The sequence below is a fragment of the Solicola gregarius genome (assembly GCF_025790165.1).
Lineage (GTDB): Bacteria > Actinomycetota > Actinomycetes > Propionibacteriales > Nocardioidaceae > Solicola > Solicola gregarius.
Map to the genome: position 1 here is coordinate 2,638,008 of NZ_CP094970.1, position 14,032 is coordinate 2,652,039.

General features: G+C 68.4%; 15 protein-coding genes. 9 read left to right on the forward strand and 6 right to left on the reverse strand.

Features of this window, described 5'->3' with window-relative positions:
- Window positions 1-44: 44 nt before the first annotated feature.
- A complete protein-coding gene (locus tag L0C25_RS13000) occupies window positions 45-1,379 on the forward strand; it encodes a hypothetical protein (protein WP_271632076.1) in 1,335 nt (444 codons plus the stop codon).
- Window positions 1,380-1,405: 26 nt separating this feature from the next.
- On the opposite strand, the gene L0C25_RS13005 is transcribed toward L0C25_RS13000, so the two are convergent.
- Both L0C25_RS13005 and L0C25_RS13010 read right to left on the reverse strand, forming a co-directional pair.
- On the reverse strand, window positions 1,406-2,872 hold the full coding sequence (locus tag L0C25_RS13005; RefSeq protein ID WP_271632077.1) for a lysyl oxidase family protein: 1,467 nt from the start codon (window positions 2,870-2,872) through the stop codon (window positions 1,406-1,408).
- Window positions 2,873-2,939: 67 nt separating this feature from the next.
- Window positions 2,940-3,542 carry a TetR/AcrR family transcriptional regulator gene (locus L0C25_RS13010; protein WP_271632078.1) on the reverse strand — a complete coding sequence of 201 codons (603 nt, stop codon included), beginning with the start codon at window positions 3,540-3,542 and terminating at the stop codon, window positions 2,940-2,942.
- Window positions 3,543-4,064: 522 nt separating this feature from the next.
- On the opposite strand from L0C25_RS13010, the gene L0C25_RS13015 reads away from it, so the two are divergent.
- On the forward strand, window positions 4,065-5,474 hold the full coding sequence (locus L0C25_RS13015; RefSeq protein WP_271632079.1) for an MFS transporter: 1,410 nt from the start codon (window positions 4,065-4,067) through the stop codon (window positions 5,472-5,474).
- A 15-nt stretch (window positions 5,475-5,489) separates the two neighbouring features.
- Here L0C25_RS13015 and L0C25_RS13020 read toward each other — a convergent pair whose 3' ends face one another.
- A complete protein-coding gene (locus L0C25_RS13020) occupies window positions 5,490-6,041 on the reverse strand; it encodes an AAA family ATPase (protein WP_271632080.1) in 552 nt (183 codons plus the stop codon).
- Between the two features lie 12 nt (window positions 6,042-6,053).
- Window positions 6,054-7,211, reverse strand: coding sequence for a pyridoxal phosphate-dependent aminotransferase (locus tag L0C25_RS13025; protein ID WP_271632081.1), 1,158 nt, complete (start codon window positions 7,209-7,211; stop codon window positions 6,054-6,056).
- A 115-nt stretch (window positions 7,212-7,326) separates the two neighbouring features.
- Between L0C25_RS13025 and pyrE the strand changes: the two genes are divergently transcribed.
- Entirely contained in the window at window positions 7,327-7,869 is a 543-nt protein-coding gene (gene pyrE / locus L0C25_RS13030; RefSeq protein ID WP_271632082.1) for an orotate phosphoribosyltransferase, read from the forward strand.
- Window positions 7,833-8,471 (forward strand): TrmH family RNA methyltransferase, encoded by a 639-nt coding sequence (locus L0C25_RS13035; protein WP_408641702.1) that lies wholly within the window; start codon window positions 7,833-7,835, stop codon window positions 8,469-8,471. Before pyrE ends, L0C25_RS13035 begins: the two co-directional genes overlap by 37 nt.
- Window positions 8,472-8,482: 11 nt before the next feature.
- Here the strand turns inward: L0C25_RS13035 and L0C25_RS13040 are convergent, their stop codons facing one another.
- Window positions 8,483-9,022 carry an anthrone oxygenase family protein gene (locus L0C25_RS13040; protein WP_271632084.1) on the reverse strand — a complete coding sequence of 180 codons (540 nt, stop codon included), beginning with the start codon at window positions 9,020-9,022 and terminating at the stop codon, window positions 8,483-8,485.
- A 142-nt stretch (window positions 9,023-9,164) separates the two neighbouring features.
- On the opposite strand from L0C25_RS13040, the gene L0C25_RS13045 reads away from it, so the two are divergent.
- Both L0C25_RS13045 and fbaA read left to right on the forward strand, forming a co-directional pair.
- Window positions 9,165-10,529 carry an FAD-dependent oxidoreductase gene (locus L0C25_RS13045; RefSeq protein ID WP_271632085.1) on the forward strand — a complete coding sequence of 455 codons (1,365 nt, stop codon included), beginning with the start codon at window positions 9,165-9,167 and terminating at the stop codon, window positions 10,527-10,529.
- A 75-nt stretch (window positions 10,530-10,604) separates the two neighbouring features.
- The gene (fbaA, locus tag L0C25_RS13050) at window positions 10,605-11,627 is read left to right on the forward strand and encodes a class II fructose-bisphosphate aldolase (protein WP_271632086.1); all 1,023 of its coding nucleotides are present in this window, start codon (window positions 10,605-10,607) and stop codon (window positions 11,625-11,627) included.
- Window positions 11,628-11,699: 72 nt separating this feature from the next.
- Here the strand turns inward: fbaA and L0C25_RS13055 are convergent, their stop codons facing one another.
- Entirely contained in the window at window positions 11,700-12,248 is a 549-nt protein-coding gene (locus L0C25_RS13055; protein WP_271632087.1) for a hypothetical protein, read from the reverse strand.
- 127 nt (window positions 12,249-12,375) lie between these two features.
- Between L0C25_RS13055 and L0C25_RS13060 the strand changes: the two genes are divergently transcribed.
- The 3 genes from L0C25_RS13060 to L0C25_RS13070 are packed head-to-tail and all read left to right on the forward strand — an operon-like array spanning window position 12,376 to window position 14,027.
- Window positions 12,376-12,918 carry an RNA polymerase sigma factor gene (locus tag L0C25_RS13060; RefSeq protein WP_271632088.1) on the forward strand — a complete coding sequence of 181 codons (543 nt, stop codon included), beginning with the start codon at window positions 12,376-12,378 and terminating at the stop codon, window positions 12,916-12,918.
- Window positions 12,911-13,591, forward strand: coding sequence for a hypothetical protein (locus L0C25_RS13065; protein ID WP_271632089.1), 681 nt, complete (start codon window positions 12,911-12,913; stop codon window positions 13,589-13,591). The genes L0C25_RS13060 and L0C25_RS13065 overlap by 8 nt, the downstream gene beginning before the upstream one ends.
- Before the next feature lie 28 nt (window positions 13,592-13,619).
- The gene (locus L0C25_RS13070) at window positions 13,620-14,027 is read left to right on the forward strand and encodes a DUF3151 domain-containing protein (RefSeq protein ID WP_271632090.1); all 408 of its coding nucleotides are present in this window, start codon (window positions 13,620-13,622) and stop codon (window positions 14,025-14,027) included.
- Window positions 14,028-14,032 lie beyond the last annotated feature (5 nt).

Below are 14,032 nucleotides of genomic sequence, written 5' to 3' on the forward strand. Positions count from 1 at the left end.
TTGACCCTGTGCGCGGCTAGCCTCCGATGCGGAGGGAGGTATCAATGGGATATCCATGGCCGCTGTTCCCCAGGACACCGGAACAGATCTGGGCCGCCGCAGATCGAATCGAGGACTCGGCAGGCGACTACGAGAATCTGTCGACGAATGTCTGGAAGGCCCACAAACCGGCGAGCGAGGGGGTTGCCGGAACGATTTCGGGGCCGATCAACCAGTACCCCCCCGACGAGCGCCGGCACGCATTCTCCCTGATCTGCGCGGCGCTGGTCGGCGGAGCGGCGACTCGTCACTTCGGCGACGCTGTGCTCATCTTCAACCAGGAGGTCGAGGAGCTGAACAGTCAGTTCGAGAATGCGCGCGACCACGACTACTACGGCCACGGCCGATCGACCGTCGAGCATAATCTGAACGATCGCTACCTCGACCTGGAGGGCAAGCTGGACGACGAAGCGCGCGACAAGAAGACTCTGCTGGCCAAGGACACGCCTTCCGAGGCGGACATCAAGCTCCTGATCGACCGTGGCGCCATGCCGCCGGGTGCGGCCGCGGCGTTCCCGCAGTACGACCTCAGCGATGTCCCGGAGTTCGCCGCCTGGCAGAAGGGGTACGAGTTTCCGCGGACCGGTGACCTGCGGCGTACGTTGATGACGTTCTTCGGCCCCGGCGTGCTCGGGGCCCAGCAGTACGACACGCAGGTCGGCGAACCCGGACCGGACCGCGGCATCATCTTCGGCCGGTTCTTCATCTCCAAGAACGACGCCGCATGGCCCGCTGACCTCCTGGGTGACAATCGCGACTTCACGTCGGACCCCGATGCGGACTATCGCATCGCGTTCGCGTACAACACCGCTACCGGTGAGATGACGTATCGCGTCGGCGGAAGTACGGAGACCGACGGCACGGGGATGGACGCCCGCGACTTCAGTGACTACGAACTGCCCTGGACCAACACTCGACCGGACGTCTCCGTCGACGAGGACGGGTTGATCACGATCGACGTCCACGCGGTCAATCCGCAGACTCCGGCGGGTGCGGTCGACGAGAAGATCATCATCAGCCCGACGGGCGACGGCGCGTACATCAGCGGCAACGACTATCCGGACGTGGAGTTCTACCGACGCAACCCGGATGGCACGGTGACCGACCTCGGCACCGACACCATGTCGAGCCTCGACGGGATGGCAACGCTATTGCCGCCCTTCAATCGGACGGAGTATCTCGGCGACGCCGAGGACTGGGCACCGCCACCACCGACCGGTTGTGGCACCGACATGATCGTGCCGCGAGACGAATGCCCGATCTATCAGGACCAGCCGGACGTACCCAGGGAGCCCAGTGACGACCCGGGCCCGTCGCCTCAGCCGACGCCGACTGGGTGACGGAAACCCGGGTTCACCGGCGTGGGTCAGCTGTGGTCGACCAACCCGACCGGTGGCACCATGACCGTACGCGCGCCGGGCTTGCCCTTGAGGATCACCTTGCGGTACGCGACGTTGTTGGTCGTGTCGTGCTCGGTCAGGTTCTTCACCGGGTTGGCGCGTACCTCGATGTAGTACGTGCCGTTCGGTATCCCCTTCAGGATGAACGACTGGCCCGGCCGGAACTGCTCGTAGGTGTCGCCGTTGCCCGAGTCGAGCACCTCGCGCAGCCCGAGGGAGCCCTTCTCGCCGCATGCCGTGTGCAGGTCGGTGTTCTCCGGCTGCCAGTTCGCACCGTCGACGGTGTAGTCGACCGCGTCGGTGTTGGCGAGGCAGAACGCCTCCTTCTTGCTACGGACGACGCCCGACTTGTCCTTGTCCACCAGTCGGTACCTGGCGAAGTCGGTGAAGTGCCAGTGGTGGTGGTCCTCGCGCGGATCCCATTCCATCGTCCCGACCTTGTCGTAGCCGGTCTGGTTGCCGTCGGCGTCGAAGAAGTACTGGTAGGCGTCCATCAGGTCCTTGTTCTTACGCCGGAATCCGTCGACGACGAGCGGGGAGTCTCCGGCATTCCATACGGTCGCGGAGAACGCCAGGAACTTGCCCTTGCGGACGCGGATGCCCCACGCGGGTACGGAACGAAGATCGGGCTTCGGGCCGACCTCGGGTACGCGGGCGTGGCCGGTGGGTCGCTCGCCCGGAGCTGCGATCGTTGTCCGGTCCGCGCTCTTCCGGTCGCGGCAGCCCATCTCATCGTCGTCGCACTTTGCCTTGCGTACGCGGACCTTCACCGTGGCGACGGCGTCTCGAGCGGGGATGCCGAGAAGCTCGCGGTAGGCAGGCTTGATCGAGACCTTCGCGGTGTACTTGCCGACCGGCAGCTTGGCGCGGGTGGAGTATGCCGGGGGTACCGGCACGCCGTGGCCGGCCTGCAGCCCCCACACGTTGCCGAGGGTGAACGGCATTCGGCCGCCGCACGACCACGCGTACGGCGATACGGGCGGGGCGTCGGGATCGATGCGGACCGAGTCGCCGTTCGGGCAGAACCTCTTGGTCTGCGACAGGACGGTCTTACCTGCCTTGTTCTTGAGTGTCAGCTGGTAGAAGTCGCGTAGCCCGTGGAATCCCTTCACGGTCCGCTTCGGCAGTCGGAGGTCGCCGTCTTCTCGAAGCAGGACACCCCGCACGGGGTCGTTGTACGACGCTCGAGTGGTGCGGATCTCGAACGGTTCGGAACCTGCTACGGCGTACGTGCCGAGGTCGATCTCGGCCCACTTGCCGTACTTCCATGCCGTCACCGAGTCGGCGCCCGCTCGCAGTGTCAGCGGCGGCTCGTCGGTCTGCTGCTGCGTCGAGGCCGTCGACGGATTGTCGATAGCCAGGAATGCGGCGGTCATGGCGACCACCCCCGAACCTGCGACGAGCACACGTCGCATCTTGCTCAATGTCATCATGACTGCCCCTCGTGGCTCCCCGAACGGGTGCCTTGACCAGAAGACGTCGCAGCCCGGCGGTTGGTTGCTATCGAGCGCCGAGAAGTATTCGCATCGACGTCTTCACGTGGTCAGCCGCGTCGGTGTCTCTGTGCAGGTGGCGGTTCGGGGTGACGCTTGCGGCGAGTGCCCACAGCGAGTGTGCGATGCGGTCGGCGCTTGCGTCGGTGGGCAGTTCGCCCGCCTCGATCGCCGTCGCGACGTCCGCCGAGAGCCGCTCGTGCCAGCGCTGCACCCGCTCGGCGATCGCGTCGTGGACCGGGCCCGTCTTGCTGTCGTACTCAAACGATGCCGCGGCGAAGAAGCAGCCACCGGGGAAGGCCGGTTTGCCCGCGTATGCCATCCAGGCATCGCAGATCGCAAGCAGGCGCGGGAGGCCCGGCTCGAGATGCTCGGCAGGCGTCCAGACCTCGGCGCGGAAGACATCGGCCGCGTACTCGATCGTGGCGAGCTGAAGCTCGGTCTTCGACCCGAAGTGTCCGATCACGCCGGCCTTGCTCATGCCGAGCTCGGACGCGAGGCGACCGACGGTCAAACCGTCCAAACCGTCGATCGATGCCATGTCTGCGGCCGCGCGCAGGATCGCGACTCTGGTGTCGCGCGCTGCCGCGACCGATCGTCGTCCCGCCACGCTCAGTGCCCGGCGTTCGAAGGACCGTGGCGTGTTTCGCGGCCCAGGTGGCACCGCCCCGCGGCGCCATCGTCGTCGGAAACAGGGCCCACGATGACCGTCCTCCTCGCCCTGGCGGATGCATCCACCTGAGAGGCTGTTGCGTTTTGAGCGGCGTTTTGAGCGGCGTTTCGGGCTGGCGTCGGAAGGTTTTCGTCCGCGAGTGGCGCAGATTCGTTGCTGAAATGCCGTACAAGCAACGGCCTTGCGCCACTCGCGAAGCTACGGGCACCCACGGCGGGCCTCCGCGTCGTCGCTGCCTTGCCCGAACCATGATGCGACCCGACGCCGTGAGGATCGATCCGCCACGGAAATCTTGCGGCGCCGAGCGAGCGGTCCACCATTCTGCAACAGCCTCCTGAACGACGTCTTCCGTAAAAAGCAACGTCGACCAGAGTATACCGTACGATCGATCGCTATTGACGTACGAACGATCGGTCGCTAAATTCTGGAGGAGTACCGACTTCTGAGGGGGATCCCGGCATGCTCGACTCGTTGGCCAACTACCGCCGCACGTTGCTGGTCGCCTGCGGGGGCTCGTTCCTCGCCTTCCTCGACGTCACCATCACGAACCTCGCGCTGCCCGACATCGGCCGCGACTTCGACGGCGTCGCGATCGCCGACCTCTCGTGGGTCGTGACGCTGTACACCGTGGTGTTCGCCGCGCTGCTCGCACCGGCCGGCCGGATCGCCGACGCGATCGGGCGTCGTCGCCTGCTGGCCGCCGGGATGCTGGTCTTCACGGTCGCGTCGCTCGCCGCCGCCGCGGCTCCGACGTACGAGCTGCTCCTGGCGGCGCGCGCGATCCAGGGACTCGGCGCCGCCCTCCTGCTGCCGGCGTCGCTTGCGTACGTCCTGTCCGACTCCCCACCCGAGCGGCGGCCCGCGGCGATCGGGTTGTGGAGTGCCTCGGCCGCCGTTGCGGCGGCGCTCGGACCCGTCGTCGGCGGCATCCTCGTCGATGTGGGTGGATGGCGCTGGCTGTTCTGCATCAACGTGCCGATCGGCGCCTGGCTCGTGTACGAGACGCTGCGACTCCCTCGCGTCGCCGGCTCCGGTGCGGGTTGGCCGGACTGGGCAGGTACGACGCTCCTCGGCGGCGGCGTGCTCGCGGTCGTACTCGGTACTACGCAGGGCGAGGCCTGGGGGTGGAGCGATCCCCGCACGCTCTCGGCGGTGGGGGTCGGCGTGATCGCCTGCGTGGCGGCCGTCCTGCGCTCGAAGGCGCATCCGCGACCGGCCGTCGCGACGCACTTGTGGCGTTCGCGTACGTACGTCGCGGCCAATGTCGTGTCGCTGGCGTTCGGCGCTTCGTTGTTCGCCTGGTTGCTCGTGGGCGTTCTGTTCGTCACGACGGTGTGGGGCTACACCGAGTTGGAGGCCGGCCTGGCGATGTCGCCAGGGGGCGTGGTCGCCGCGTTCGTCGGCATCGGCGTGAGCCGGGCCGGGCGGCGGGTGTCGCCTCGGCTGCTTGTCACCGCGGGCAGCGTCGCGCTCACCCTGGTCGGCGTCGCCGCCGGTGTCTGGTTGCCCGAGGAGCCGGCGTTCCTTGCGTACTGGCTTCCGGTCGGTTTGGTCAGCGGTGCCGCCGTCGGCGCCGTCAGCGTCGGCGTATCGAGTGCCGCCGCCCTTGCGGTCGCACCGGGCGACTTCGCCTCGGCCACCGGGCTCAATGTCGCGATCCGGCAGATCGGCGGAGCGATTGGAGTGGCGGTACTGGCCGCCGTGCTGAGCTCGGGTGCGTCCCCACTCGACCTCGATGCGTACCGAACCGTGTACTGGCTCTGCGCTGCGGCGACGGTGGTCTCGGCGCTCGCCGGCACGCTGCTCAGGCTCTCGACCATGCCGCCCGCGACCTCGTCGGGTGACGAAGCGGCGGTCGCTCGCGGCTGAGTTGATGCGGGTGCACTACGCCCCGTCGGCCGACTCCAGCCGGAGGCTCTCGGCGATCTCGGTGGCGACGGCGTCCGGCGGGCGCAGGCTCGTGTCGACCGTCGAGCCGCGCGCGACCAGCTCGGAGCGTACGTCGCCGTAGTTGTCGATATGACCGCGACGCCACTCGGCGGCGGCCGGCTCCTCCTCGTCCTCCGCGATGCGGGCATGGAGTACGGCAGCCGACGCGTCGAGGGTCACGTGCCGGACCTCGTGGCCACCGTCGCGTAGCCGGTCGAGCATCTCGTCGAGGTAGTCGGGTCGCAGCACCGACATCGGCACGATCACGGTCGAGCCGCCGCGTGCTGCCGTGCGTACGAGCGCCACCGTGCCGAGGCGCCAGGAGCGCAGATGCTGGAAGTCGCCGCGCTGCATCCAGCCGATGGTGTGCTGCAGTGCCCACCCGAGATGCTCGGGGTCGATGATGCGCGAATGCGGCACCTGCATCATGAGCTCGCGTGCGGTCCTGGTCTTGCCAACTCCGAAAGCGCCGTTCAGCCAGACGATCACGTTGAGTGATCTACCCACTTCGAGGACGGGTTAACCGAACGCTTTGCGCAGCCGCGCGATGCCTTCGTCGAGAACGGCGGGGCGTTTGCTGAACGCCCAGCGGACGAGCGTACGAGCGTCACCGGGGTCGTCGTAGAAGACCTGGTAGGGAACGGCGACGACTCCCGCGCGCTCCGGCAGCCCGAGGCAGAACTCGATGCCGTCGTCGAAGCCGACCGAGGTGATGTCGGTCGTGACGAAGTAGCCGCCTGCGGGCACGTACGTGTGCAGCCCGGCGCTCGCCAGGCCGTCGCACAGCCGGTCGCGCTGGTCTTGCATGCGGCGGGAGAGCTCGGTGTAGTACGAGTCCGGGCTGTCGAGCGCGACGGCGATCGCGGGCTGCAGCGGCGCGCCCGAGGTGTACGTCATGAACTGCTTCGCCGAGAGCATCGCCTGCACGAGCGCCGCGGGCCCGGTCGCCCAGCCGATCTTCCAGCCGGTGAGCGAGAACGTCTTGCCGCCGCTGGAGATGGTGAGCGTGCGCTCCGCCATCCCCGGCAGGGTTGCCAGCGGTACGTGGGTGCTGCCGTCGTACGTGAGGTGCTCGTACACCTCGTCGGTGATCACGACGAGGTCGTGCTCGACGGCGACCTCCGCGATGGCCGCGCGTTCTTCGGCGTTGAGCACCATGCCGGTCGGGTTGTGTGGAGAGTTGATCAGCATCGCGGTGGTGCGCGGCGTGACCGATGCTCGGAGGCGGTCGACATCGAGGCGGAAGTCCGGCGGCCGCAGCGTGATCGGCTTGCGTACTGCGTCGGCCATCCGCATGACCGCGACGTACGAGTCGTAGTACGGCTCGAGCACGAGCACCTCGTCGCCCGGGTCGATCAGCCCGAGCACGGCCGCGGCGATCGCCTCGGTCGCGCCGGCACTCACGGCGATCTCGGTGTCCGGGTCGAGGTCGATGTCGTAGAAGCGCCGCTGGTGTCGCGCGATGGCGTGCCGGAGGTCGGGTGCGCCCGGCCCCGGCGCGTACTGGTTGCGGCCGCCGTGCATTGCGTCGATCGCGGCGTCGATGATGTAGGCCGGCCCGTCGGTGTCGGGGAAGCCTTGCCCGAGGTTGACCGACTCGGTCTCGACGGCGAGCTGGGACATCCGGGCGAAGATGGTCGTGCCCATGCCCTGGGTGCGCTGGCTGCGTTCCTTCATGCTCGCGACTGTAGCCTCCCCCAGATTTGGGCCCGAACAGACCGTTTCACGGCGAGAAACGGTCCGTTCGGGCCCAAATCTGGGGGAGGCGGTGGCCGCGCCTAGGCTGGCGGCCATGACCGATCGCGATGAGCTCGTCGAGCAGATCCGCAGCAAGGCCGTCGTGCACGGCGAGGTGACGCTGTCGTCGGGCGCAAAGGCCGACTATTACGTCGATCTGCGGCGGGTGACGCTCGATGCGCAGGCGGCGCCGGTGATCGGTCGAATGATGCTGGAGCTGACCGCCGACCTCGACTTCGATGCGGTCGGCGGCCTGACGTTGGGCGCCGACCCGATTGCCGTCTCGATGCTCCACCAGGCGTCGGCCGCCGGCCGTACGCTCGACGCGTTCGTCGTACGCAAGGCCGAGAAGCAGCATGGCCTGCAGCGCCGTATCGAAGGTCCGGACGTCCGTGGACGCCGGGTGCTGGCGGTCGAGGACACGTCCACCACCGGCGGCTCGGTGATGACGGCGGTCGAGGCGCTCGAGCAGGCGGGCGCGATCGTCGTCGGCGTCGCGGTCATCGTCGACCGCGCGACCGGGGCGCGGGAGCGGATCGCGGAGGCGGGGTACGACTACCGCTGTGCGCTCACCAAGGACGACCTGGGCTTGACGTGACGCACGAGCCTGGGGTCGGGCCGTGGCCCGGTGAGTGGCCCGCCGACCCGGCGTACGACCCCGAGCTGTTGCGTGACGGTGACCGGCGCAACGTGGTCGATCGCTATCGCTACTGGCGGATGGACGCGATCGTCGCCGACCTCGACGCGCAGCGGCATCCGTTCCACGTGGCGATCGAGAACTGGCAGCACGACTTCAACATCGGCTCGATCGTGCGTACGGCCAACGCGTTCCTCGCATCCGAGGTGCACGTTGTCGGCCGCCGACGCTGGAACCGCCGCGGGGCGATGGTCACCGACCGGTACCAGCACGTACGTCACCACGACTCCGTCGCGGCCTTCGCGACCTGGGCGGATGAGCAGGCTCTCGGCGTCGTCGGAATCGACAACGTGGAGGGCTCGCGACCGATCGAGGGGGCCGAGCTCGCGCGCGACTGCATCCTCGTGTTCGGTCAGGAGGGACCCGGGCTGTCCGAGGACATGCTGGCCGCGTGTCGTACGACCCTCGCGATCACGCAGTACGGCTCGACCCGGTCGATCAACGTCGGCGCGGCGGCGGCGATCGCCATGCATACCTGGATTCTCCAGCACGCTCGGCGCTGATGGCGCGTGGCTCAACGGACTCGGCGATGGATGAGCAGCGCCCAAGCCAGGCAGCCGAACGCGATCGTCGACGAAATCGCCCGGACGGCGTTCCACGCGGACCAGGTCGTCTCGTCGAACTGGGCACGCGCGGCCGCGAAGTCGGCGCTGCTCTGCAGGTGACCGGCCGCCTTCAGGTCCTCGTTGACGGGCACGTTGGCGCCGAACGTGACGGCGAGCATCACCAGGTACGCAATCATGGCCACGCCGACCCAGATCAGCACCGGACGCTGATCCGCCCGGAAGTGCAGCGCGATCGAGAGTGCGATCAGCAACGGTGCTCCCATGAGCGCACTGAGGAACAGCGGGTTGGTGATTGCCTCATCGAGCGCCCGGAAGGTCGCGACGAACGTGCGGTCGTCGACATCGCCAAGACCGGGCATGATCGTATTCGACCAGTCCACGAAGATTCCTGCGAGCAGACCGGTCGTGATGGTGGCGACGAACAGGATCACGGTCCGCAGGGCGCCGGTATCCGTTCGCTGCTGGTGTTGGGTTGCCGTGTACGTCATGCATTCGAGTACAGCCGCAGTTGTCGCAACCGTCCATGTCCGTGAGTCTCGAGCCCATCTGCGAGCGTCCACCCGCTCTGCGTCCGGTCCCGCGGCTGGTGAGCGGTCGATTCGGGTACGGCCGCACCGCTAGGGTCGCGCCATGGGTACGCGTAGGCGGGTCGTTGTGGTCGGGGGTGACGCCGCGGGCATGGCCGCCGCGGCGACGGCGAAGCGCCGGGCCGGCGACGACCTGGAGATCATCGCGTTCGAACGTGGCAGCTGGACGTCGTACTCGGCATGCGGAATCCCTTACTGGGTCGGCGGCGAGGTCCCGTCGCCCGACGATCTGGTCGCTCGTACGCCCGAGGAGCATCGACGCCGCGGTATCGACGTACGGATGGGTGTCGAGGTGACGCACGTCGACGCCGACGACGCGACCGTGCGCGTACGCGACTCCGACGGCGTCGAGAGCAGCCACGGGTACGACGAGCTGATTCTCGCGACGGGTGCCGAACCGTACCTGCCCGACCTCCCGGGCATCGACTCCGCAGGGATCCACACCGCGCACACGCTCGACGACGGGCAACGGGTGCTCGACGATCTGTTGGAGTCGTCGCCGCGTCATGCCGTCGTGGTCGGCGGCGGCTACGTCGGTCTCGAGATGGCCGAGTCGTTCGTACATCAGGGCGTCGAGACAACGCTGGTCACGAGGTCGGGCACTCCGATGAGCTCCCTCGACCCCGATGTCGGCGGGCGCGTGCACGAGGCGCTGGAGCGCGATGGTGTCCGAGTCCGCGTTTCGAGCCCTGCGCGCGGCTTCGCGAGCACCGGCGGTCGGGTGAGTGCCGTGGAGACCGACGATGCTGCGATTCCTGCGGACATCGTCGTGCTGGGCATCGGGGTACGCGCGCGGTCCGGGCTCGCGACCGCCGCCGGGCTGGAGGTCGGCGCGGGCGACGCGATCGTCGTCGACTCCCGGCAGCGGGCAGATCCCGAGCGACACATCTGGGCCGCCGGCGACTGTGCCGCGACGCACGACCGGATGTCCGGCCGTCTGGTGCATGTCCCCCTCGGTACGCACGCGAACAAGCAGGGTGTCGTGCTCGGACGCAACCTCACCGGAGACGACGTCGAGTTTCCCGGCGTGCTCGCCACGGCCATCACCAAGGCGTGCTCGACCGAGATCGCGCGCACGGGCCTGGGTGAACAGGGCGCGGCCGACGCCGGCTTCGACGCCGAGGCGGTGACGATCGAGACCACGACGCGATCGGGCTACTACCCGGGCGCGGAACCGATGAGCGTCAAGCTGATCGGCGATCGTACGACCCGCCGCGTGCTCGGCGCGCAGATCATCGGCGGTACCGGAGCGGCGATGCGCATCGACACGGTCGCGATGGCCCTCTGGTCGGAGTCGACCGTCGACGACCTGATGTTCGCCGACCTCGCGTACGCACCGCCGTTCTCCAGTGTCTGGGACCCGGTACAGGTCGCTGCTCGCGCGCTGGCGTCGCGGCTAGTGTCCTGAGTCTCTGACTCGGGGCACTAGGATGACCGCGAAGCCCACAGATCACCCCCCCCGTTCGCCCAGAGGAGCTTCCCGATGCCCATCGCCACACCCGAGGTCTACGCCGAGATGCTCGACAAGGCCAAGCGCGAGTCGTTCGCGTACCCGGCCATCAACGTCACGTCGTCGCAGACCCTGCACGCGGCGATGCGCGGCTTCGCCGAGGCCGAGAGCGACGGCATCGTGCAGATCTCGACCGGCGGCGCCGACTACCTGTCCGGGTCGACGGTGAAGAACATGGTCACCGGGTCGGTCGCGTTCGCGGCGTACGCCGAGGAGGCCGCCAAGGGCTACGGCGTCAACATCGCCTTGCACACCGACCACTGCCCGAAGGACAAGCTGGACGGCTTCGTACGCCCGCTGCTCGAGCTGAGCCAGCAGCGCGTTGCCGGCGGCGGGCTGCCGTACTTCCAGTCGCACATGTGGGACGGCTCGGCGGTGCCGCTGGAGGAGAACCTCCAGATCGCGCAGGAGCTGCTGGCGAAGGCCGCGGCGGCGAAGATCATCCTCGAGGTCGAGATCGGTGTCGTCGGCGGTGAGGAGGACGGCATCGTCGGCGCGATCGACGACAAGCTGTACACGACGCCCGAAGACGCACTCGCGACGGCGGATGCCCTCGGCACCGGCGAGAACGGCCGCTACCTGACCGCGCTGACGTTCGGCAACGTGCACGGCGTCTACAAGCCGGGCAACGTCCAGCTGCGTCCCGAGATCCTCAAGCAGGCGCAGGACGCCGTCGGCGAGAAGGTGGGCAAGGAGCGCCCGTTCGACCTGGTATTCCACGGCGGGTCGGGATCGCATCCCGAAGAGATCGCGGCGGCGGTCGACTACGGCGTCGTGAAGATGAACGTCGACACCGACACCCAGTACGCGTTCACCCGCGCGGTGGCGGCGCACATGTTCAGCAACTACGACGGTGTGCTGAAGGTCGACGGGGAGGTCGGCAACAAGAAGGCGTACGACCCGCGCGCGTACGGCAAGGCCGGCGAAGAGTCGATGGCCGAGCGGGTCATGGAGGCCTGCCAGAACCTTCGCTCGGCCGGCACCCGGTTGCGCTGAGCCGCACGTTTCGGCCGCAGAATCGCGAAGATCGGGGCTGAAACGTGCGGCTCACGGGGTGCGCGGCGGCGGTCAGCCGCGCCGCAGGAACGTCGTGTACGGCGTCCGGTCGGTCCACTTGAACGTCTCGGGCACCGGCGACGGATGGCGTACGGTCACCTGCGCGCGTACCTTGATCGGCTTCTTCGGCGCGAAGCCCGCAGGGAAGCACGTCCGCGGCACGGTCGTCCGCAGCGTGTGCTTGGTGGTGCCCACCCGTACCTTGGCGCAGCGCTTCCCGGGCGACGGCAGACCCGGCTCGGGAGTGGCCATGACCCACTTGCTCGTGACGTCTCCCTTCCGGTCGTAGCTGACGTACACCCGCCAGGTCATCGGGCTGTTGCGCTGCCTCATCACCAGCCGGGTCTCGGTCAACCGCGCCTGGTTCACCTTCGGCAGCCGCAGCGTCGCGACGACCCGGTGCTGTGCATTGTCGACGCGCAGGCCGGTGATGTCTCCGTACGGGGGATGAGCCTTGTCGCGGCCGAGATCGAGGTTGTCGGTCTCCGCGACCGCCGAGAGCGGGGCCGACAGAAGGGCCGCGCCGGCGACGATGATGCCGGCTCGAACGAGCGTCTTCATGACTGTCCAATCGTGAGGGTCGGTTGGTGCGTGCGTGACCTCGATGCTGGAAGCGGTGCTCCGGTTGCATCCGCGACGAAATCCGGATTCGATGCAACCGGCGGGCGGTCCCAGGCATCGAGGTCATATGGCGATCGCACTGGATGGGAGCGAGATGGGGCGCGTACGCGCGAACGTCGGCATGCCGCAGGATGCTCGCACGCTGTACGACACGCAGTACGTACCGCTCGTCGCTCAGCTGCACGCGATGTGCGGCGACCGGGCGGAGGCGGAGGACGCCGTACAGGAGGCATTCGTACGCGCGCTGCTGAAGCCCGACGCGTTCGCGGCGCTCGACAACCCGGTCGGTTGGCTGCGTACCGTCGCGGTCAACCAGATCCGCGGTCGCTGGCGACGACGCAAGAGGCACCGCGCCGTCGAGCATCTGCTCGTCGACGACGCAAAACCGGCACCGGGTCTGTCGCCGCACTATGTCGCGATCGTCGCTGCGTTGCAGCAGATCCCGTTCGCGCAACGGGAGGCGATCGTGATGCACCACATCGCGGACATGTCGGTCGGCCAGATCGCCGATGCACTCGGCGTTCCCGCCGGGACGGTCAAGGCCCGGCTCAGTAGGGGCCGTGCCGCGCTGGCGAACCTGTTGCAGGACGAGGAGGACCACCATGCGTGACGATTTCCAGGATCTTCGGCGGTCGCTCGAGTCCGGCGTCGTACCACCGTCGTTCGATGCCGTGTCCCGGCGAGCCGAGGCGACGGTCCGTCGTCGACGGACCCGCGCCGTCGTCGGCGCGACCTGCGGCGGGGTCACCGCGATCGTGCTCGCGGCGGTTGCCGTGACAACGTTGCCCGGCGACGAGAGCGAGCCGGACGAGACGCCCGTCGCCAGCGACACCGCGGGACCGCCGCCCGGCGTCGAGGTGATGGGCGGCCTGCCCTCTCCGCTGATCGAGATCGATACGTCCGCCGGCCCGGATGACGCGACGGCGATCGGGTTGGCGCCGGAGATCGTGAACCCGGCGGATCGGATCTTCATCGAGATCGCGGCGCTGGACGGGTCGACCACCGCAGGTATCGACCTGGTGGCGAACGACGGCGGCTGGACGGTAGCGCCCGGCCGACAGCGCTGTGCCGGTGCGCAGGTAGCCGATGCCGGCACGATCACGCTGCCGAACGACTGCGTGCCGCAGCCGCTGACCATCGACTCGAGGTGGACGATGACCGTCGAGACCAACGGCGGCGACAAGGGCCAGATCTTCACGGCGCAGGTCGAGAAGGACGGCCACAGCGATGGGAAGGTGTACCCGGCCAAGCAGTGGCCGACCGGAGACGGGGTCGGCGGCTGACCACGGGAGTCGTGAGTAAGGTTCGGGTATGACGAACCTGCTGGGCGAACCCCCCGAGACGCGGCTACCCGACGACCCGGCCTCAGCGCAGATCGATGCGGGTGCTGGCGCGCGCGATGTCGCGCGTCAACACCCGTCGTCGAGCCTGGTGTGGGCCGTGCTCGCGGAGCTGGCGCTCAATGAGGGCAAGGACGTCGAGGCGTACGCGTTCGCGCGCACTGGCTACCACCGCGGGCTCGACGCGCTCCGCCGCAATGGCTGGAAGGGTCACGGGCCGATCCCGTGGTCGCACGAGCCCAATCGCGGCTTCCTTCGTGCGCTGTATGCGCTCGCGCTCGCGTCGGCCGAGGTCGGCGACGGCGAGGAGGCCGCGCGGTGCTCGAGCTTCCTGCAGGAGTCGAGTGCCGAGGCGTACGACGCGTTGGCGGCCGGCTAGGCAGA